Source organism: Microvirga sp. HBU67558, assembly GCF_018069605.1.
In the GTDB taxonomy this organism is placed as follows: domain Bacteria; phylum Pseudomonadota; class Alphaproteobacteria; order Rhizobiales; family Beijerinckiaceae; genus Microvirga; species Microvirga terrae.
Genome location: NZ_JAGPUP010000542.1, coordinates 44,296 through 66,273, shown reverse-complemented (window position 1 = coordinate 66,273; position 21,978 = coordinate 44,296). Strand labels below are relative to the sequence as shown.

Sequence of the window (21,978 nt, the reverse complement as noted above, 5' to 3'; positions counted from 1 at the left end):
GCTGCTTCCGTCATGCTCCTCGTCCGCCGCTTGGGACGGTGTTCATGATTTACGGGACGGACTCTTAGTGAATTCATTGAGTTCATGCTCAACATAAAGATGGCCGCGAATAGCAGCACGGAGTTCATCATCCGCTGTGACAGCTTCGGCCAGCGCTGTTATGCGTTCTTGCCTGTCATATAGCGCAGCATCGGTTCGGCCCCGTTTAGGAGAAGAATCCAAATCCAACTGCCAAGCTTGGGCTAGGGGGGCATTAGCTACTCAGCCTCACGGGCCCATTGGCTTGTTCCTCTCGCCTGGTCGTGCCCACTCCCTCTCTTGCCCCCTTCCTGACAGACCTGCGCCAGCCCATACTAGCTCTTTTATGGGTTGGGGCGCTGGGGGATGAACCGTCTGCTAATCTTGTTAGCCGTTTGTGGCTGGGCGCTTTGCGGGCTCTTTGTTCTAAACCCTGGCATTTTGCAGTCTGACACACGGGATGAGATTGCTCGCCTGACCCAAGCCGTCCAAAAGGCCGAGGCAGACCATGACGCACTTGCCGCGGAGTTGGGTCGCTTCAAAGAGGCATATCAGGATCTACAGCATGTGGAACGGCGGATTGCTTCCGCCGCCGAGGAGCTGAGGCACCTGGAGTATCTCCGAGCTCGCGTCAGCGGCGAGATTGATACAATCCGTCCTTAGCACTCCTCGCGGAGCGTGGAGCTCAGTGCTTGAGGTTCAATCGCCGCCTGATTAATGGTGCCAAATCAAGTCAGAATCGTAGGCACGAAGCATGTCCTCAACAGATCTGCCGCTCTATCGTCTGGTAAATGGCAAGCTGGAACGGGTTCAAGGCGACACCCGCGATCCCAACAAGAGGTACGCTCACGTTGCTGAGGCGGATGGTCGCCAGTACGTCCGTGAGTTCACTGAGGACGAAGAACGACAGGCCGATGAAGACCAGCGCCGTTGGCTTGAGGAAGCTCCTCAGCGAGAGGCGGAAGCCAAGCAGCAAGAAGAGGCGCACAGACGGCTCCGAGAATCCTTAGTTTATCAGAAAAGGATTATAGCGTTCCTAGATGTTCTTGGATGGGGAAAAGCAATAGAAAAATCTGCTTCCGACCCAGATTATGCACGTGACCTCGGGGTTGCCATTGCAGGCTTAGAGCAACATGCGACAATGGCAAACTCAATGAAAGATATGGGAGGATTTCCTGGAGATCTCCAGGTCACTCAATTTTCGGATTCAATCGTAATATCTGTTTCCACAGAGGATTCAGCCTGGCAGTTCGGCCTGCATTCTCTGCTCTCTTCAATCAGATTTATTACTAGCCAGTTGGCGAATGCTAATTTGCTAGTTCGCGGAGGCGTTGCCTTTGGAGATTTGATCCACAAAGGAACAATGGTTTACGGACCGGCCCTCGTGGAAGCCTACCGTCTTGAAAGCATACGAGCGGTTCACCCTCGCATCGTTCTTTCTGATGAACTCGCTTCCGAATGGGGACACGGAGAACGCATTTATGATCGACAGAATAAATTGGTCGAAGTGCGCAATTCTTGGGTCCAAGATTTTGCAGATCAGCAAACGTTTTTGGACTTCCTCGCGCCATGGCCGGAAGGGCTAGAGCCAAATCCTCCACTCTTTACTGCGCAACTTCGCCCATACCAGAAAATCGTTGGTAATAGCTTACAAGATTCCAAGTTAGATGTAAGGACGCGCGAGAAATATCTTTGGCTGGCGAGGTATTTCAATTGGACACTCGACCGCTTCCCAGTAACCGACATTCCAAAGTTTGAGTATCCACTATTTGGATTTCGATCTGCGCCTGGAAAACGTGTTTAGCTCGCACCCATCTCTCTGTGCCAGCTCCTCGAACACAAGGCTCGCCATTGAGACAATAGCGACCTAGGCCTAATGAAAGCTGTGGCAACCTTAAGATTTCAGGTGAAATTTATGGCCTATCAGAACAAACAAGACCCAGATGTGAGATCTAGGGATGGAGCGCAACCAGCCGAACCAGCAGCGGGGCAACCTAAAGATCTTATAGGAGCGATTTCCGACAGCTTCAGTGCTGGTAAAGAAATTTTCGTGGACGCGGGCGAGATCCTGCTCGATACCGCCACTGAGCATGAGGTGTTGAAAGAGGTACCTGTCGTCAAGTGGCTCACCAGCGCGTATACGGTGCGGGACGCCTATCAGACAAAGCGCTTGGAGAGAAACACGCGAGCATTTTTGAGCGCACTCGGGACCCAAGCCCCGGAGACGATCCACCGGCTCCGCGACAAAGTCCTCAAAGACAAGAAGTTCGCCGAAGAGTTCGAGGACACCGTTACAGCGATCATCCTTGAGGCCTCGAAACCGCTAAAAGCCGCGCTGCTTGGAAATCTCGTTCGAGCTGTAGCGGATGACAGCTTGGACAAGGCGTCTTTTGAGAAGCTCTCTCAACTGATCCATTCCTCGTCCGTTCCGGCTCTTCGGGCGATCCCCAGCTTCCTTTTGGCCAACGAGAACCCATACAAGAGCGGAATTGGTGAGATTCCGGAGGAGCCACTAATTATGTCCATGGGTCTCGCAACCCGCTCAGGTACTATGTTTAGGATGTCACGGGACGGCGAAGCCCTTTGGAGATGGGGCTTCCGCGAACGGCCTATAGACTAAAAGGGTTCTTAAGCCGGAACTCAGGACAGTAGGGATGGGAGGAAACGCCCAGGAAAGTCTCCTCCCATATCTGGAGTGAGAGGAAGTTGAGTTGCAAGGCGGCGGCGCCTGACTCCAGTTGTGAAGAAGCAGCCGCACGCCTCGCTAAACAGGCATCTCGGAATCCAGAGAAAGCCCGCCTGCCGAAGCAAACTTCGGCAGGGTGTCACCCATTACAACGCGCGATAAACCTGAGCCGTCGCTCGCAGCCGTTCAGCGTGCTCGTAGATCTCGTCTAGCGTGTCGATCTTAACTCGTTCTTCCTTCTCGCCATCAAACAGACCAATGTACTTGACGCTCCGATTGAAATGCAGGCGGGCGAGCGGCCGTCTGTTGTTATCGTCGACCAAGATCCCGCAGTAGCTCTTTTGATCCCGCATCATTATCCGAGCTGGCTTAAGGATATCCCGGACGATCGCGCGCACGATCATGAAGCCTTCCCGCTCTTCCTCCGTCGTCGCAATGATTTCATCAGCCTCAACTGGCGGCGGTTCGGCAGCTACATCGGCCGCCTCTGTATCCGCAAGTGCAGTCGACAACCGTGCCTGCACGGAGTCACGGATGATCTCTCTGAAGGCCGTTTTCACCATTGGCGTGAACTGCTCACGAATAGCAGCCGTGAAACGTCCAAGCTGTAGATTCGCTGTGACAAGACGGACGAAATCTTCGGAAGGTGCCTCCATCAGCGCGACAATCTCTTTCTTGATCGCCGAGGTGTATTTCAGTTGATGGGCGGTCTGCAGAATGTTGTCGATGCTGAACTCGCTCTTAGCGAACTTTTTCAGCTCGTGTGTCAATTGCCCCTGCAGATCGGAGAGATCGAACGTTAGAAACGGTCTTTCATCAAGCTTATTAGGCGCCTCAAGGTCTGTGTGGAAATGGAAGGTTCGGCCATTAGTTAATATCGCGAACCTCGCCTCTGTTACGGAGAAGTATCTGTAGAGCTGCGCTAGGTGAACTTTATCCAAGTTGGTTGTGATCGGTTTGCATTCGACCAGTATTCGGATGGCACCATCTACTTTGATGGCATAATCGACCTTCTCGCCCTTCTTCCCGACCGCGTCCGCAGTGTACTCAGGAATGACTTCATGCGGATTGAAGACGTCGTAATCCAATGCACTTAAGAATGGCAAAATCACCGCTGTCTTTACGGCTTCCTCAGTGATCATCGCGCTTGAATGTGACTTAACCCTTTCCGCAAGTATGCGGAGCTTTTCTTCTACGCTCATGGTGCCCCCAGGCTTTGATCGGATTACACGAACATTAGCTGCGGAAATCGTCAAGGTCGCAAAGCAAAGTGGGGGCAGCCCACCGCTCATCCGAACGGCGGGCCGATATCCACTGTTTCCACAGCGACTAATCCACCCTCCCTCACAGGGCTCGACTTTACACTGACCTAAGGAACATGTTCCCTGTTCGTTCTGTTTTAGTCGAATGGGTATGAGGAAGACGAAGTTGACAGTCGAGAAGGTCTTGGAGGCTAGGCTGCGCTATACGGCGGGCGAGCGTGAGTTCGCCAGGCTCGCGATCGACTATGGCGTCAGTCGCTCGGCCATCGCCAATGCCGTGCTCGGCTACACCTTCAAGCACTTGCCTATGCCACCGAGGGGGCGCTGATGTCCCTCAAGTGGAGGCCATGTGAATGGCATTTGGAGGGTAGCTGAGAAGGTGGCCTTGGCTCCCATTCCTTCTGTCTCGTCTACCAGCAGAAGACCGGCGGATTTGGTGACGGCCAGTGGATCTGGAGCTTGAACGGCATGCCTCACAACGCGAGGGTGCCTCTGCTGGGCTTTGCACACACGGCCGAGGAAGCTAAACACGCAGCGAGCGAGGTCTTTGAAGTATGGCTGGAGCGGTCGGGATTGAGAATTGCCCACACCTGCCCGAGTGGCTTGACCCAGCTAGGCGATCAGCTAACTGATCACGTCTCAGCCTCATAGGCATTGGATGAATTATGGATCAAACTGAACAGCAGCTGGACTTCGCCAGCATCACCGCAGTTATCGTCTCCACTTACGTGGCCAATAACTCTGTTCATCGTGCCGATCTGCTAAACGTGATCGGATCGGTCCACGCAGCGCTCCAAGGACTCGTCGCCCCTAAACAAGCAGAGCCTGCGAAGCCGGAACCGGCCGTTTCGATCCGCAGGTCCATTACGCCCGACTTCCTGATCAGTCTCGAAGACGGCAAGGAGTACAAGACGCTCAAGCGCCACCTTGCGAAGCTGGGACTAACGCCTGAGGAGTATCGTGCAAAGTGGGGGCTCCCGATCGATTATCCGATGGTTGCACCCAACTATGCTGCGAAGCGCTCTGAACTCGCCAGAAGCGCCGGCCTTGGCCAGCAGCGAAGGAAGACTGCCGCGAAGACAGTTGCAGCGCCGGAGAAGACCGTCACGGCACCAACTGAAGCTGCCAAGCCAAAGCGCCGCGCATCTTCGAAGACGAAGGCGGCCGGGGCTGGCGAATAACCTCTAAGTTTTTTGGGACGGCGGAGCAGAGCGCCGTCCCAACCATTCTAACCCTGACGCGGCTTCCCGACGTCTCCCTTTAGGGCCTGCAGCCTGACCCGGTTCGCTTCTGCCATTGGAAGCGATCTAGCAATGCAGACACCGTCGACAAAGACCGCATATGTCTGCCTTGCCGTGTCATCTATCTCGATCGAGACGTTCATGGGCGTGTCCCTTCTGGGATATAGCCTCCCTCGAAAACGTGGTTAGGTTCACTTGGTTCAAAGAATGGACCTGACCACTAAAGGGCTAAGCTTCGTCTATGCGTTTAGCGGCCTCTTCGGCCGAAAGCTGGCCGGACTGCGCCAAGCGTGCCGCGAGACGCTCAACCGCCTCCCAGACGCCATCTTCGTTAAAGCGTTGGGTAGCAATGGCCACAAACTCGTCGAACACACCGAAACCGAAATCCTCTCTGATCATCCCGGCATCGTCACTCGCTCCGAGTTGCAGAGCTGAGATGTTGAAAGATCCGTGCGCACGCTCGTTGTACAACTTCTGCGCCGCATATCCAGCAGCTGCAACGACGGCGCGCTCATAGCGGACCCGATAAACGGTCACCTTAGGATCTAGGTCCGGATCAGTGCAGTATCCAAAACTGCCATCTTGGTCATCGATAATCACCGGACCATCAAGAATGAAAGCAATGGATAGATGAGCAATCACGGCATGGCCGGCCTCGTGGTAGGCGAGTTCATCGCGGGTTGGGGGCGGCGGCAGGCTCAAACGGTATCTTCTGTCAACAAATCTGTGCTTGGCCCAAAATCGCCCTTCCAACCTAGTTACGATCTGAGCACCAGATTGAGCTCCATAGCGAAAACACTGGGTGGACCAGCTTCGGGCCGCCTCTTATATCTCAAACGGCGATGAAGATGGAGCAATCTCGCGCTTCTCTACGCTGCTCCAGCCCAAGCCTGAAAAGTTGCACTCGATCCATGGGCTATTACTAAGGTAGTCCCAATATCCCAGCTTATATTCCAGAGATGGCGGATGGATACCTATGACTCTCCTCGGACGGGGGCCATTCTTGAGAAAGCTAAGGACGCTAGCCCTTGTGAGCCTGACACCGAACCGAGAAGTCTCATCAGCAAGAAGTAGCGAAACGGCTTCTGAGAAATAGATCCAGTCATGAAGGGGATCTACGTTCCAAGTCTTTGTCGTGGGGTAGCTCCGATCAGGTTGCCCTGCGGTAAGATCGGCACTCACGCTGCGCGCAGGTCTGATTGTCGGGCGGAGAAGCCCAGACGGCTCGCATTGGTGCCAGAACACATAGTAGACTGCGTCTCGAAATGGGCTTTGGCTCAGAGCTTCGCAGGTGTCAGATGATGGGGCGATGGCTAACTCCTGCAGTCTCTCCTCGGATCTTAGGAGCTGCTGGATCTGATATTTCCCCGTATTTCCCGCCACCTGATAAACATCGCTGACTCCAGTTCCCTTAACTTTCTTTGCTTGGAAAAGAGCGAGCTTAACCTCGTCCTCGGAAACTGGAATGATGATAGCGAAGTCGGCCCCCAGACTCGTCTCGGTGCCGTCCGATCTGCAATCAGCGAAGAATAGCTTAAAGCCGGTTGCCCTGAGTTCCTCATCTAACTGAGAGAACAGCTCAAGGTTACTCGCAAGCGCGCCGAAGAAACCGGCAGTCTGAACCTCCTCGTACAGACCACTAAGCCCAAACGTCTGCATCTGAGTCCTGGCGGCTCGTTCGAGACACCACAATAGCGTCCAGCTCTCCTTCTTCCGCAACGGAGAGCCATCATACGCAGCACCCGTGGTCAGTTTGTCCTGCCAGCTTCCATTGAACTTAGCGTCAGTCAAATCACTAAGCAGTAACGATGGAATTATCAGATTGCTCGATAAGATTGCCCCTCTTGCATCCTGGAATCCATACTCATCCTTAGCCAATCTGAGGCTGTTCTCGTGATCGAAGATTTGCCGAGCGATCTCACTTACAATTTCATTGAGAGGACGCACGTCCGTCTACCTTCCAATGGTCTCTGAGCTCAGGTGCTTTCCAACTGCTTGGTTTAGGCGGTCCACCTCAACTGCAATCTTTTGGGTAAGGAAGTGCGCGACTGCGCTCAACGCGGCATCAGAGAACCTATCGTTGATCCGGCCCCCGTCCTTAAATCGTTCGAGTTCCGGCACCTCTTCTGGCTTGATGCGATAGATCTCAGCATCGCCGTTTCCGGTCGGCGGCCTTCCACAGAGAAGGCGTGAGCTGTCAGCTGTCCGGAAGGTTTGCCGCATACGCTTCCCAAACTCGGCGTCAACTTTGCGAGCGTTGTCGAGCCCCCAACACTTGATAGCAGCCCAATCTGAATAATAGAGACAGGGAGGCCCCCGTTCTTGGCCAGTCGGCTTCCAACCTGTATTCAGACGATGAATCCGGCTGTAGCTGCCGCTCCCGTGGCCTACCTTGAAGAGTTATTCCAAGTCGTTGTCTCCATTCCAATAATGGAGTCGCTCGGACCACGCTGCATAGACATATTTCTGCTTCAGCCGCACGAACGGCGCTTCAACAGGATCTCTCATATCAGATCACAACAAATTAACTCAGGAGCCGATCAGATACCCCGGTTAGCTTGCATGGCACTTGCGCCGGCAGTCTAGTTGTGCTTCGCCCGATTCATTCTGGGAGTCTTTCGTCGGTGGATTGGGTTTTTGAGCCTCTGCCAAGGAGAGAATTGTTCGGGGCTCGCAAAAGGAGTGAGTCGAGCACCTGTGCACGACGTCGATGCGCCCGCTCTTCGATCCCTTCTAAGAGACTGAGATTATGGAGGTCGTTCCGGAGGATCCGGGCTGTGGCTTGCAGGTCGATATACCCGTCACGAGGCCAAGCGGCCCGCTGCTTGCCACTTTCCGCCCAGTAGACCACCAGACCCGCGAGGGCTTCCATTCCGACGGTGATCTTAGAGCGTCTGCAGAGCGGTGGCAGGGTGTCTATTGCCTTACCGTGCGCAGCAGCGATTGCTCCTAAGAGCCGCTCCCGCTGGCGGTCGTTCAGCATCAAACCACTGCATTGGTGGCGCGGCGACATGATCGAAGCCATGGCCTCAGAGAGAGCCCATGCGGTGTGCTGGCCACGGGCCGCCTGCTCAAAAAGACCAATTACGGATTCGACGACTTGGTCGAGCGCTCTCTCCTCGTGTGAAGCCGAACAAGGCCCGGCATTTCCGCTAAATATGACTGTTGTATAGGCCTGCTCGCTCAAACCCGTCGACCTCGTCCCTGTGTCTAAGGCGAGGTTAGGTCTCTTGTGTGTGCGAAAAACCAGGCGGAAAATGGCTTCAATTCGCACACCTCCAAAGTGGAAGCGGGCTTCCCTTCCCAAGCGGCGGCCCAGATACTGACCCGCAGCATCCGTACTTGCAGGAGCTTCAGGCAATGACCGACACCTTTCAGCGTATCGACGATCAGACGATGTCCGTGGTCCGGGAGTTCGCCCAACAGTACGGCTGCTCCAACGAGGTGGCGCTGAAGTTTCTGCTCAAGATCGGGAAGTACCCTCAAGGGGCCGCTGAGGACGATGGGGCCTATGCGGCGCGGCTGGACAGGCTGCCGGATCCAGATGTGAAGGTCTATCGCGGCATTCAGGCCGCGAATGATCTCTAGGGTTTCAGGGTCAGAAGTTCGGCGCAAGCGAAAATTTGGAGCGTAGTGGGGCGACGGCTTCTAAATTGGCATTTGGTCTGTACCGGGGGGTGGGTCCGCCTGCCACGTGTCACTCCGCCCAGGGCCGGCCTATGTTCTTCCTCAATCGACTGGTGGACGCAGCAGGAAACTGCCGTAGGGGAATAGGCATGCACAACCCGACTGCCGGGCGCTTCGAGTATGATCGCGCCGAACTCTGGGCCGATGGTATTATCCATGGGCTTGGCGTCGTCTTAGGGCTTGTTGCCGTCGTGGTGCTCGTGGCTTGGCTCCTGCCGAATCCATCGCCTTCGGAATTGATCCCGGCTCTTATTTATTGCAGCGCAATGATGGCAGTGCTGGTGATCTCAGCGGCCTACAACATGTGGCCGATCTCACCTGTGAAGTGGTGGCTTCGCCGCTTCGATCATGCGGCAATTTATGTTCTGATCGCAGGCACCTACACGCCGTTCCTGATCCGCATGAGTAGCACACTCATGCCGCAGATCCTCATGATTGTTGTCTGGGCTGCCTCCCTGGCCGGGATTGTTCTTAAAATCGCACTACCCGGCCGTTTCGATCGGCTGTCGATCGGCCTTTACCTGCTGATTGGGTGGAGCGGCGTTATCCTGTGGGATCACATTCTGGCCTTCCCGAGTATGACCCTGTGGTTGCTTGGCGCTGGTGCCATACTCTACACCGCCGGAGTGATCTTCCACGTATGGGATAGCCTACGCTTTCAAAACGCAATCTGGCACGGCTTCGTTCTATTGGCGACGGCCTGCCACTACGGCGCTGTATTCTCCTCCTTCGTCATGATCGAGAGTGCATGACAGGCGACCACAGGTCTTCGTTCAATCTGAGTGTGGTTCAGCGGAACTAACCTTAGTTCGGTTCAGTAAATAGCTGTGACCGCTTAAACTGAACCAGAATTTGTAAACCAACGTAGTTACCATGATCCCGGGAATTCAGCCCTTGCTAGAGCGGTCCTACACAACCTCAGAAGGATAGCCGACCAAGACACCTAGTGAGTTGCGACTGACCTGTCAGTTCTCACAATGAGCACACGCCTCATACGACCGTTCACTTCGAACTCAGTTTCGTCTTCTTCAGTTAGACCGACCAATTCCTTCCCCAGCGGGGAATTTACCGCCAGGAAGCCATTCGTCAGATCATCACGCGTGGGGCTCAATATGAATGTCGCTGTCTTGTTATCGTCAAGATATCTGATGATAACTCGATCACCAACGCGGATCCCATTGGCGGAGCCGGCGAACCCTTCAACGCTTTTAACGTATATCTCATCCTGGGTTTGAGAATGAGGCTGGGTTCTCTGTTCGGTCTCGCTTGAATTGAACATATCACCTTTCGCATATGTTTCCGGCGCCGTGATATGAGCTGTGAAAACCCCACCGCTGGTAGCACCGTCGCTTGGCTCAATTCCATGGCGTTCTAGGGTCGCGAACAGATCGTCCATGCAGCCATCGGGATCAAGCGTGAAACTCGACGCCCAGCAGCGCCAGAAGCGCCAGCCGACCCGTTCGAGAATGCGCTGACGGCGCATATCGTCCGCCCAGCGCTCCGGACCATGGTACTGATCGCCATCACACTCGACGGCCAGGCGCCGCCCGTTTGCTCCCTCGACAACAAGGTCGATGCGGTACCCCATGGCGCCGACCTGCGGAGTGACCCGGTAGCCGCGCTCGAGAAGACGCCGCAGCACCTCCCGCTCGAAGTCCGACTCGCACATGGCCTCAAGGTCACCTGCCGGCGTGGCAGCTCCAGCCACTGGGTCGCGGAAATGGCGGATCACCCGCGCCTTCAGGTCCTCAGGCTTGAGCTCTTCTTCGCGAACGGAGCGGACGAGCACGAGACGGTCCCGGGCGCGTGAGAGCGCCACATTGAAGCGCTGCTCGAACTGGGCTGCCGTCTGAGCCTGCTTGCTGTTGGGATCAGCAATCATAGACAGAAAGACGATGTCGCGCTCGTTGCCCTGGAAGGTGGCACTGTCACCGCAGGCGATCCGATGGCGCATCATCAGATCTTCCCCGAGCTCATCGAGAAGCATGCGGTTGATGAGGGCTGCCTGCTTTGCTCCGATCAGCGACACCACGCCGATCGTGCGCCAGCGATCCTGGGCCTCGATACGAGCAAGGGCGGGATCCTCAACAATCTTGCGGATCTCACCGACGATGACCTCCGCTTCCCGCGGGTTCTGCTTATCCCCCTGGCGGCGCCCGTCCGGCACGTAGATGTCGACGAGCGGTGGATCGAGCCGTTCATGCGCCGTTGGCACGCGCAGCGGCACCAGCGGCTCAGGGTAGAACTGCATGGAGAACCGGATGATCGGCTCGACGCACCGGAAGTGCTCCTTGAGCATGACCAGCTTGTCCGGAAACATGACCTTGGCGAGGTCATAGAGTGAGGATCCCGGCAGCAGAAGCGTCTTGAAGGGCTGCCCTTTGAGGAAGCCGTGCTCAAGGCGGTCGATCTTCGCGTTCTCGATGAAGGCAGCTGTCGGGCTCACCTGTTTGTCGTCACCGACCACGAGGATCTTCTTGCCGCGAAGGAGCGCCGGGACCTCACGGATGTCGGACTGTGAGGCCTCGTCCATGATGACGAGGTCGAACGAGCCAACCTCGCCAGGCAACTGCTCCGCAACGCGCCATGTCGGCATGATCCAGCACGGAATGGCGTCATAGCACTGGGCCATGGCGCTGCGGGCATCGCGGCGGTGCCGAACAGCCCCTTTGCCGGTGCCCTTGCCGGTCTTGCGCAGGGCTGTGGCGAACATCATCAGCGCAGAGCGCACCGGCCCAGACATGGACCGACCAAGCTCATAGAAGGTTCGTTCGCGCACCACCCGCTCGAAGGTCTTCCTGATTTCCGCATCAAGGCGGACCCGTTCCTCGGCCAGGCTACGCAGCCGGTTCCGGTCGTCGATCCGCGCCAGATAAGCCGAAGCTGCGGCCCAATCCCATGCCTCACGCCAGTCGGCGGGGATCAAGGCATCCGTTTCGCCTTCAACTGGCTCTGTGGCCAGACGCCGGCTCCAGAGAGGAGCCCCCGCTTCGCGGATCCGGCCTGTCACGGTGCGGACAAGCGCCAGATGGTTCTTGTGCTGATTCAGGTCATCGATCTGACGCCTCAAGGCGCCCCAGAGCCGGGCAATGGTCTCCACCTCGATATCGGATCGGCCAATCGCCTCGCCCAGCAAGTCACGGGCCAGTTTTCCGATCTTGCCTGATGCATCCGAGAAGAGCCCTTCGAGCCGAGACACTTCAACGCGCGCGGCAGCGAGCTGTGCAGACGCCGCCGCATTTCGAAGCGCCTCCTCGGCATGTTCCATCCGAGCAGGATCGCGCCAGAGATCCCGAGGCAAGCTCGCTCCAGGTACGACTTGGCCGAAGACCTCCTCGAGCGTGCGCATGGCGCCAGCGCCCTCCACGAGGATAGCACCAAGGAGGCCAACGAGTTGTTCGATCTCCCGCGCCGACCCTGCAGACGGAGCGCCAATCTCCTCGGCCAGCGCCCGCCACCGGACGCTCAATGAGGTGACTTGCTCCCGCCAGATGAGGTATTGGCGAATGTGATCCCAGTCCTCACGAGCAGCCGGCACGCGCCCTTGCACCTTGATGGCCTGCACGACCGGCCGGAGTGCCTTCTCGCGAAACGCAAAGAAGCCAAAGACCTCCTCGCCGTTGGCGAGGCGGCCGATCAACGTGGTCGCCTCAACGGCTGCGGGCTCGAAGGTGTCAGGCAGTTCCACCGGCTGATCCAGATAGCGCTTCCGCTCCTCGACAATCGGCTTTGCGTCTTCCACAAACCGCAGGAGCAGATCGAGCGCGCCGGTTCCCCGCTCGCCGCCGATCGCATGCTGAGCCACCGGCTCAAGCCAGGGATTGGCCTTGGCGATCGCCTGAACACGCTGGAGGGTCTCAAGGGCTTCGGCTCCTCGCAGCGCCTGCCCGATGGCACCAACTGAGCCGATGCGGATCGTTAGTGAGCCATCCCGTGCGGCGGCCTCCGCGAAGCGCTCGGACCTTACGAGGTCTTCATGCAGCCGGGCAATGACCTCCCCATCGGGCAGATCCTCCACCGATGGGAGCTCCGAATCCAGGTGCTCGAGCCGGGAACCGAGGGTCACACGCGCCGCTCGAAGGGCGGAGATCTCGTCGTCTGACAGACCAGCATCTTGCGCAGACTGCTCCGGACGATCCTCGAACCACCTGTATTGCTCTGCCGAGGAGACAATCCGCTTTGCAAGCTCCGCCGGCCGCTCACCAGCCGCTGTCGGGGCGAGTTGCAACAGAGCAAACTGCTCGATTTCCTTGTCGACCTCCTCAAGCCGGGTCCGGAGGCCAACGACCGAGGCTTCCAGGTCCCGGATCAGACGCGACTGCTCGCTGGGCTTGATGCTCTCGACGACCGACTGCAGGAGGCGCACAGCCGTCTCGAGTTGCTTAAATCCTTCTCGCTCCGTCGCCGTGATGCTGATCGCGAGATCCCGGACGCCTTCGGGCAGCTGGTTTCGCAGCACCGCAAGGGCGGGCTCCCCATGCGACACGACCAGGACCCGCCGGCCCGTGGCCATGTAATGGCAGATGATGTTGGAGATCGTATGCGTCTTGCCCGTGCCGGGCGGTCCCTGGACGACAATGCCATCGGTGCCTTCCAAGCGCCGGACGATCTCGATCTGGTCATCGTTGAAGGGCTTGGGGAAGAAAAGGTCCATAGCCTCAGGTTGAGGCGCCGCCTCCGCTGTCCCGCCGGTGGTCTCGCCGACGCGATTGCCAAGCGGAGTCCAGATATCGTTCGGCTGCTCGGTGGAAGGCCCCATCACGAGGGTCTGGGCCGGACCCGGCAACGAACTCTCCTCGGCAGCCTTCTCGATCGACTTCTTCAGGTTCTCGAGGTCGGCCAAGATGAAGCTGTCGGATCGTCTCCGGGCAAACAGAACCCAACGGTCCGAAACGGTCAGGTGCTCGTCGGCCGCCGGCACCGGCTGGTCGGGTGCCAGTGCCTGGCGATCGGGCAGATAGACGCCTTCGGCGTCCAGACGGGCCTGACAGGCCCGAAGGATAGGCTCGAATCCCTCGCGCCGATAAGGTGAGACACCTTCATCGGCATCGACGGCCGCGATCGCCCGACGAGACGCGTCCAAGGCCAAGGAAGCCCCTTCAACACCGAGTTCTTCAAACGGGCGCATGTTGACGCTGGCTGTGGCGGCCCGGGGGCGAACCTTGATCTCACCACCGGCAAGATCGTCGATCTCGATTTCCACGAGACGCTCAACCAGAGGCAGGTCGACCTCGTTGCCATCCCTGAGCCACCGGGAGAGCCCCATACCCCAAACAAGTTCTAAGGATTTGTCGCCCCCTCCGAGTTCGGCGAGTTGGGTGACCTCAAACAGCCTCTGATACAACGCCAGTGATCGGCGAACTGGACGTTCCGCCGTCGACCAGGGCAACCATTGTTCGGTGATCCACGTCTCGGCGGCGCTCCTGACATCAGGGCGATCCTCCAGGCGCAGGCGCACATCCCAGCGGGGAATGGTCTCGTCCTGTTTAATGGCTTCCGCCACATCCTCCGGGCGCACGGCTCCGGAGGCCAGAAGTTCATCCCGCTCCGTCTCCGTTACCGTCCGAAGCAGGTAGTCCCGGAGTTTCGGCTCCCGCTCAGGATCGGGGGAGATCTCCAGCCAGTCTGCCGCCTGTTCGGGAGGCGCAGGCGGGTCACTGCGCCGGAGCCGCTCCAGGGCCAGCCACACCGGGCCGTCCTCGTCCACTAGGTCGTGACGGACACCGGGCATGGCATGCAGTTCATGCTGGTGCAGCACGAAGGTCTGTCCGGTTGGAAGCCGATGCTCAGACAGCCGCAGGGCCGGTCGCTCATCCAGCCGGACGACTTGCTCGACATATCCCAGAAGATTGTGAAGGCGCTCAGCGGCAGGTGCGACAGTATCAGGTGCAGACATCATGTTCTTTGGTTTGCTTCGTTCCTAGCCCCTCGAACGAAGCTTTGTTGCTAAGAGACTCATCTGAGCGCCCGATATTGGTCAAGCCTAAAGTGGTGGTCTATTAGCGTCACAGTGACCACGGCGAGACGAGCGGGCGGACAGAGCTCCTCGCCTGCACTCGCAAGTGATGACTGTCAGCCTGACGCTTGGTAGCCCCAGTCGGCTTTCCTCGACGCTGACAGTATTCAAGATGATGAATTATGATTTCGAGTCTGCGTGGGACAGCCGCAGTGACAATGATCTTAGCGCATCGAGCAGCCGCTGAGTCAAAAGCGATTCTCGCAGAGTCAAGGAAGAACAATTATCTTTCTTTCGACTCGCCGCTTTCGGCCTCAATAATCCTGCAGATTCAATTTTCCAATGCGAACTGCGTTAACAATGGCCCAATCATTTCAGATCGACTCCACACGCAACATCGAATCAGCCATCACTTGAACTGTTGCGAGAAGAGCGGGTGCGCAGGCTCCAGTTCTTTGCGCCACAAGAGCAGCGCTCCCACAGGCCTATCGTCCCGGTAGGTCGGTGGGAGCCTGACGTGTTGGCGCTCACGAACGTCGATGGCCGGACCAACGCCCTCACTGAGGCTCCGTCGGATTAGGCAGCCTGCCCCCGAAACTCTCGCAACTCTCTTCGAACAGGAGAAGCAACCCGTGAACTAAGGCCAGGCAAAGCAAAAGGCCCACGAAGCTGGAAACTTCGAGGGCCTTTGGAGACCCACCGAGGGGGTGGGCGTATGGAAACGTAAGCACCTTCCTTATGCCACCCCGACAAGCTGACTGTCAAGAACATCGGTTTCGGTGAACGCTCCCGCTTTGCCCTCACATTGGAGGGACACGATGCAGCTCGCATCGTCAGGAGGCCGGCGGCTGAGACATGCTGCTCTGGCCGCGAGAAGACTCGTGCTCGAAACCGAGCATACCGTGACGCGCAAGGAACTATCAGCTGCCGCCCGAGAGGCCGAAAAGGCGCTTAGGCTCAGCGCCACCCAGCGCATAGTGCTGGGTCAGTTGGTGGCATGCTGGGGTGAGCAGAAGGCAGGCCGGCTCCTGGTGTGGCCGTCTAACGCCCGATTGGTGGCGACCACAGGCCTGTCCGAGCGCTCTATCCGTAACGTAATCCGTGCCCTGATCGACCTCAGGCTCGTGGTTCCAAAGGACTCGCCTAATGGGAAGCGCTACGCCATCCGGGATGAAGCTGGCGTGGTCGTTGACGCGTTCGGATTTGACCTGACCCCAATCTATGCCAGGCGCGGAGAGTGGGCTGAAACGATCGCCCAGCAGAAGCGGCTCAAGGACATTCGCAAGCGAACGTTCGATGAAATCACGATCTGCCGTCGGGCAACAGAGGAGGCGCTGAGCGCTCTTGCCCAGCACTTTCCCGAAGTTGACCGATTAGATCTGGAGCAGCGCATGGAGGTTTTGAAAGCCAGAACGCCCAGGAGGTCTGGATCATCCCTCCCCGAAGGCCTAGCCGACGCGTGGCAGGAGGCTCGGTACCTTGCTGAGGACGCCTTCTACAAGGCAGGCTGTGACGGCACCGAATGCCGGCATATTGAAGCAGAGAGCGGATCTCCTAGTGAGACTTGTGACAACAGCACTGACGCGTCTCAACCGCGCACGATTGCTCGATCGAGTTCTACGCAGATCTCTCCGGCACTGGTGGTCGAGGCTTGCCCTGTGATCTCTTACTACGGGCATGTGATCCGAAACGCTGCTGATGTGGTTTCAGCTGGCCGTTACCTACGAGCCTCCTTAGGGGCTCATCCCAGCACATGGGATGAGGCTGTCCGGGCCATTGGTGATTTGTCTGCAGCAGCCGCGGTCATTTACGTTCTACAGCTCTATGACGACGATGTTGCGAGCGGACGAAACCGCATTCGAAATGCCGGAGGCTACTACCGATTCATTGTGCGCATGATCAGCAGAGGGGGCATCAATCTTCAGGCTGAGCTCTTGGCTCTGCGGAGACGAAAGCTCGTGTGAGAGAACGATCGTCCAACAGCTTCGGCCCGGTCACGACGTGCCCGAGACCGCAAGGTGAACATATGGTCTGTAAGGAAAGACGCTGTCGGAAAAGATCCGCTTAGGCGTGACGAGCATTGCATCTGATGTCCTCATGAAGGCCTTGAAAAAGGGCGCCCATGGGCGAGTAGAGGATTTGTATTGGACATTGGGTTCGATGTCTCCGGGCAACCCTAAGGAGCACGCTCGAGGGCGGCAATCCAGGGCAATTGTCTGTCAATGATGCAAGCTCGTCGGACCCTGTGCTACGACGGGTGCTGCCTGTCGAAATCGGCCTCGTTACTTCTCCGGTTACAGCAATGAACGCTTGCAGGGTGGCCTGAAAACAAGAGCATACCTATGCTAAAGGAAGCCCCGCAGATACGATCAGGCCAAGGAAGAGGCAGTGGACATAGAACTCCTCTAGGAGTCCGGGTAACCCAAGAAGCATCACAGCATGACAATCTACCGCTGCCCATATTGCGCAGTCGACGCCGGCGGCTTCCGATCGCTCTGGGCCCATATCGTCAAACGGCATAAGCTTCCATATGAGTTTGACCTGGTGATGGCCGAGGCGGGGGATCGTTTTATTATCAAGCGGCTACCGAAGCGACCGAGAGAGGCAAAGATGCCCGCCCCGCCTGTGGTGCCGACGCAGTCCAAGGAAACACCCGCACACGCCCCTTCCCCGCCGACGAAGCCGACTGGGGTAAACCGCGCGCTCTACGTGATGCATCGAGGCGATGCCCTGAGGGCTCAAAAGCACACCTGCTTCTACTGCTATTGCCCGCTCACAGTACCCATGGGCGTCGTTCTGATGTTCGGGTCCAGCGAGTTCGAGCGCATTCTCAACCTAGAGTCCTTCTTCACGCCGAGCACGCCGGTGAGGGACGGCACGCGCGGGAGCCCTCTCCTACGGGACGATGCTCTTCGTGACTCTCGGCTTCCTCCGGTTGGCGCCTACTCGAATATATAGCCAAGCTCGCCAGCGTGCCCTTGCGTTCACCTAAATAGAACTTGCCTGCACACGTCGAGTGGTGACAAACTTGCGCATGTCAGGTGGGAGGTGCCCATGCAGCACGCGAGATGGTGTGTCCTGATTAGCATGTTCATTGTGGCGTGGACTGTCACCGTGACCAATGCCCAAGAGCATGATAGGTCCTTCGAGAAAGCTTTGCAGCTCGCAACAGAGGCCGTTGGTAAGCCTGACGAATTTGAGAGAAGCTTCGAGAAGCTTCTTGCGCACTTTCCACAAACCCAAGATGGGTACTATGTGGTTGAAGGCGATATGATCCTCACAGATGCCGAATTGAGGCAACTAGTGCGAGAACGTCGCGATGCCTTAAATGGTAAAGAACCTTGGCCTCCGTCAGCAAAGCAAGGCGAGCTGATTGTGATGACGAAAGATGGCGCTCCAACCTGTTATCGGTCTCCAGAGGAACGCCAGCTTACCTACGCAATCGATCGACAGTCCTTTGCTGAGGCACCCGAAGCTGGTGCTTATGAAGCGATTGCTCTTGAAGTGGAAGCAGCAACGTCGGACTGGCAGAAGGTGTGCCCTGAGTGCGGAATAACGTTCAGGCGCTTGAACATTCCGGCTCCTAGCGAGGGCGATGCGAACTTCATAGTGAAGTATGTAGGCTACCAAGGCGCGCTCATCGCACGGGCTTTTTTTCCAAAAGACATACAAGCAAAAAGGTATTTGCAGGTGACGCAAGCGTATTATACTGGAAATTACAGTAGAGTAGGCATTCTCCGTCATGAAATTGGGCATATATTAGGATACCGGCACGAGCACATCCGTCCTGAGGCGCCATTCCTTTGCTTTTTCAAGCCGGAAAGCAAAGAGTGGGCTAGGATCGCTGGTGGACGTTACGATCCAAAATCTGTGATGCACTACCCTTGCCAAGCCGACGGGATCACAGTAGGCTCGTTCACCTTTCAACTTACACAAGCCGACCAGACGTCTCACAGAAAGTTTTATACTGAGATCTGTCAATGAGCCGGACTGCAAGGAGGAGGGAACGTCATGAACCTTGCGCTGTTCCGCCGCCTTCGGATGTTCCTACTTGTAGTTCTTAGCCTTTCGGCCATAGGGATTTGTTCTGCAGATGAGGGGCCGCCCAGGGGAACTAAAGACCCTTATAAGATCTTCAGAGACAGCCTGAAACACTCGAACGGACGATTTCTGCTCAACGGCTACTGGCTCTCCGAACTAGAACTCAAGGTGGAGTGGGAGCGGCTTTCCCGAGCGCGGTTCGAACGTGCGTTGGGCCTGCAGCCTGCCGACGAAAAAAAGGAACGCCGAGACTCATATCATCCTGACCTAAGCTTGAACGTGAATGTCGTAAACGGTGAGCTTGATTACTGGGTCCTTCCGGAGGAACGGACCCTTACCTACGCAATAGACAAGGCGTCTTTCACCCAAGAACAGTACGCTGTTGTAGCTAGAGCTATGATTGAGGCTGGCGGAGATTGGGAGCGCGCTTGTCTCCATTGTGGAATCCGGTTCGTGCATCGGCCTGAATTTGACGTCAGTCCAGATTCAAACAAAGTAAAATTTGTCGTCCGATATACTAAGGACCCAACTGAGATAGTGGCGACAAGTTTTCTTCCTAGTTCTCCGCCCGATGCGAGGATCATTTCCATTGGGGAGACATTCTTCAAAAGCACTCTCAGTCCCGCTGGGGTTCTACGACACCAGTTAGGACATGTGCTCGGATATAGACACGAACATATTTCTCCGGAGGCGGGGCCTAACTGCCCCCAAATCGAGCCGCCGACGTACGTAACGGGTTCGTATGATCCGCAATCTGTGATGCACTATCAATGCGGCGGTGGAGGTTCGCTGGAGATGAAGCTCTCCGACCGCGATATAAAATCTCACCAACTTGTTTATGGTTTTGCGACCGTGATGGTCGAGTTGGAAGGAAAGCAAGTTCTTTCCACTGCGTCTAACGTAATACGCACGATAGTGGGACCATATAAGCGGCTACCCTACCAGGAATACAATCTAGGGGATGAAGAAGGCTGCCGAACCTACATCAGAGATTTGGGCCTCTCCGAGGCGGTTACTTCCGAACAATCGCGAGGCGCTGCGGCATGCAATCCCTTCCTGAGTTTACGCCGTGATCTAGAGGGAAAAAGGCAATATCCTATTCTCACGTTTAACAGCTCTGTCGACATCGCGAGCGGTTCGATCCTGCAGCGTGATGTTGCGGCCGTTCGAGACTTCGAACAGCTGATGACACGCGTGGACGCCATAAGATTGGACGTGCGTCAGGAAGACCCACCAGCTGAGAAGCGGCGGCAGACTAGTCGGACGGACCAGCGGATCATCACGTACGAGATCGAGTGGCGACAGTATGTAGCCTCTATCCCTGTAAGCCAAATAGAGCTCAAAGCGATCACTCAAGCCCTTGAGCCGCTCGCGCAGAAAGATCCTGGGATTAGCGTAACTGTCGAGGACGGCCTAGCAAAATCGCTGACGACGCGTCGTGGAGTCAACCCGAACGCCGTTGCAGTGAGCCATGCGGTCAGTTCCCGAGACGCGATATGTGCGGCTGGTGCAATGGGCCACTACGGGATGCTCTTGGAGGAGCTCCCGTATGAAGAGAAGAAAATGCCAAATTCCGGCATAGAATTGCCAGACCTAAAATGCGACTTTGATACCACCGCGGAGGCGTCTTGTGGAGCCTGCAGCGGATCGTGTGAGACACTCGCTTGCCAGCATTGTTCTGTCTGCAATCGATCCGAGGTGACGCCCGTTCTCTTTGAGGAATCGATCGACCAAGGAGCATTAACGCTCTCGAGTTCTCCTCCACAATGTGCGTGGAAACCGTTCGATCGGCGACACCACGGCACCCTGATGGCTCAGATAATCGCTGGCTCCAACAGATTTGTGGGCTTTGTCCCTGGAGTACTGCCACAACTAATTAGCAATGCTCCGGGATTACGGGAGAAGGAAATCTACGACAATGTAAGAAACCTCTATAGCAATAAGCGGAACGGCGTCGCTATCCTAACAAGCCAGATGTGCTACGAAAAATCGCTCCTTGATGAATTTGCGATTGCGTTGCCTAATGGATCGAACCCATGCGAGATACCAGGTGATGTCAGCCCACAGGTGGGTGACATACCCAGTCAAGATGCCGCAAGAAGTGACCTTCTCAAGCGGCACATAGGAAGGCGACGAATCTCCCAATCGCATGACTGGCTATGGGTGGCCGCGATAGGCCAACCCACCAATGCGAGCCAAGTTGCGCAGCCTAGCAAAACGACGACTTTTGGAGCCCAGTCCATAGCCCTCCCAGCAGCGCTCGCTGACGAATCGAATGTAGTGCTCGTCTCGGCGTGCGAACGCTGCTCCTTGCAAAGGGCTGATGCCGCTAACCGCAAGGTTTGGCCGCGAGCTCACCGGGGGAGTGGTGCGTACCGTCCACACATTATCGCACCGGGAGGAGTAGATTATGTCGAGAACTTAGGCGGCGAATGGGTCGGCGGCTTACCCGGTTTCGGAGTAGGCAACGAGCCTATCCGAGCCTATGGCACCTCACAAGCCGCCGCGTATGTCGGAGGTCTCGCAACGAAGATGCGGTCCTGCTACTCAAGGTACTACCGCGTCACTTCCCGGTTAAAGGAAGCTCTCCAGCTCACGTCTATGCCCGTACTTCCGGCAGACAATTCAAATGATCACGTTGCCACGGGATTGGCTGACGTGAAGCTAGCACTGCTCCACCCAGGTTACATCTATTTACAGCAACAGGCGGAAGCTGAACGTACATACTCTAGAGTCAGCATCTCAGATTTTAAGTGGTGCTCTGACACTTTGCAGGTGAGAACCGCATCGGCGCAAGAGTACCAACCTATCCCAGTGGAATACGTGAGGCGGATCGTTCAGATCCCATTGGGGGGCGCAAAGAGATGGGTGATATACCACAAAGACGACAATACCAAGCCTGGTGTTGTTCTTCGTAGCCCTCTGGTGGCTGCCTCAACGTCGCCGTCTGCTTCTGATCCGGTTCTTCAGATCGGAAGCAAGGCTTTACGTCTTTCTGAAATACAGGACCTAGTCCTCTTCGATGATCCTGGGGTGTCGGGCCAATGCGGGGGCCAGTAAGTTCGTCTCAGAAAGGTTCGCTCCTAC

At 56.7% G+C, this 21,978-nt stretch carries 14 protein-coding genes; 10 read left to right on the top strand and 4 right to left on the bottom strand.

Annotated elements, in window-relative coordinates; genetic code table 11:
• The first annotated feature begins 772 nt into the window (after positions 1-772).
• Together KBI52_RS21145 and KBI52_RS21140 are read left to right on the top strand one after the other, a co-directional pair.
• Positions 773-1,822, top strand: a complete 1,050-nt coding sequence (locus KBI52_RS21145; RefSeq protein WP_210811445.1) for a hypothetical protein — start codon at positions 773-775, stop codon at positions 1,820-1,822.
• Positions 1,823-1,933: 111 nt separating this feature from the next.
• Positions 1,934-2,638 (top strand): hypothetical protein, encoded by a 705-nt coding sequence (locus KBI52_RS21140; RefSeq protein WP_210811441.1) that lies wholly within the window; start codon positions 1,934-1,936, stop codon positions 2,636-2,638.
• Between the two features lie 212 nt (positions 2,639-2,850).
• On the opposite strand, the gene KBI52_RS21135 is transcribed toward KBI52_RS21140, so the two are convergent.
• Positions 2,851-3,906 carry a type I restriction enzyme HsdR N-terminal domain-containing protein gene (locus KBI52_RS21135; RefSeq protein ID WP_247654544.1) on the bottom strand — a complete coding sequence of 352 codons (1,056 nt, stop codon included), beginning with the start codon at positions 3,904-3,906 and terminating at the stop codon, positions 2,851-2,853.
• 226 nt (positions 3,907-4,132) lie between these two features.
• Between KBI52_RS21135 and KBI52_RS21130 the strand changes: the two genes are divergently transcribed.
• Positions 4,133-4,294, top strand: coding sequence for a hypothetical protein (locus tag KBI52_RS21130; RefSeq protein WP_210811448.1), 162 nt, complete (start codon positions 4,133-4,135; stop codon positions 4,292-4,294).
• 337 nt (positions 4,295-4,631) lie between these two features.
• Positions 4,632-5,147, top strand: coding sequence for a MucR family transcriptional regulator (locus tag KBI52_RS21125; protein ID WP_210811437.1), 516 nt, complete (start codon positions 4,632-4,634; stop codon positions 5,145-5,147).
• A 288-nt stretch (positions 5,148-5,435) separates the two neighbouring features.
• Here KBI52_RS21125 and KBI52_RS21120 read toward each other — a convergent pair whose 3' ends face one another.
• Entirely contained in the window at positions 5,436-5,909 is a 474-nt protein-coding gene (locus KBI52_RS21120) for a hypothetical protein (protein ID WP_210811433.1), read from the bottom strand.
• A gap of 123 nt (positions 5,910-6,032) precedes the next feature.
• Positions 6,033-7,085 (bottom strand): hypothetical protein, encoded by a 1,053-nt coding sequence (locus KBI52_RS21115; RefSeq protein WP_210811431.1) that lies wholly within the window; start codon positions 7,083-7,085, stop codon positions 6,033-6,035.
• A gap of 1,482 nt (positions 7,086-8,567) precedes the next feature.
• On the opposite strand from KBI52_RS21115, the gene KBI52_RS21110 reads away from it, so the two are divergent.
• Together KBI52_RS21110 and KBI52_RS21105 are read left to right on the top strand one after the other, a co-directional pair.
• Positions 8,568-8,795 (top strand): hypothetical protein, encoded by a 228-nt coding sequence (locus tag KBI52_RS21110; RefSeq protein WP_210811429.1) that lies wholly within the window; start codon positions 8,568-8,570, stop codon positions 8,793-8,795.
• Positions 8,796-8,977: 182 nt separating this feature from the next.
• Positions 8,978-9,646: a hemolysin III family protein gene (locus tag KBI52_RS21105; RefSeq protein WP_371823198.1), complete on the top strand. Its 669-nt coding sequence runs from the start codon at positions 8,978-8,980 to the stop codon at positions 9,644-9,646.
• Between the two features lie 191 nt (positions 9,647-9,837).
• Here the strand turns inward: KBI52_RS21105 and KBI52_RS21100 are convergent, their stop codons facing one another.
• Complete coding sequence (locus tag KBI52_RS21100; RefSeq protein ID WP_247654543.1) at positions 9,838-14,790, bottom strand: AAA domain-containing protein; 4,953 nt, start codon at positions 14,788-14,790, stop codon at positions 9,838-9,840.
• Between the two features lie 878 nt (positions 14,791-15,668).
• Between KBI52_RS21100 and repC the strand changes: the two genes are divergently transcribed.
• From repC to KBI52_RS21080, 4 genes are all read left to right on the top strand, one after another.
• The gene (gene repC, locus KBI52_RS21095; protein WP_210811423.1) at positions 15,669-16,814 is read left to right on the top strand and encodes a plasmid replication protein RepC; all 1,146 of its coding nucleotides are present in this window, start codon (positions 15,669-15,671) and stop codon (positions 16,812-16,814) included.
• 646 nt (positions 16,815-17,460) lie between these two features.
• Positions 17,461-17,808, top strand: coding sequence for a hypothetical protein (locus tag KBI52_RS21090; RefSeq protein ID WP_210811422.1), 348 nt, complete (start codon positions 17,461-17,463; stop codon positions 17,806-17,808).
• Between the two features lie 96 nt (positions 17,809-17,904).
• A complete protein-coding gene (locus tag KBI52_RS21085; protein ID WP_210811421.1) occupies positions 17,905-18,834 on the top strand; it encodes a hypothetical protein in 930 nt (309 codons plus the stop codon).
• 27 nt (positions 18,835-18,861) lie between these two features.
• Positions 18,862-21,951, top strand: a complete 3,090-nt coding sequence (locus tag KBI52_RS21080) for a S8 family serine peptidase (protein ID WP_210811418.1) — start codon at positions 18,862-18,864, stop codon at positions 21,949-21,951.
• Positions 21,952-21,978 lie beyond the last annotated feature (27 nt).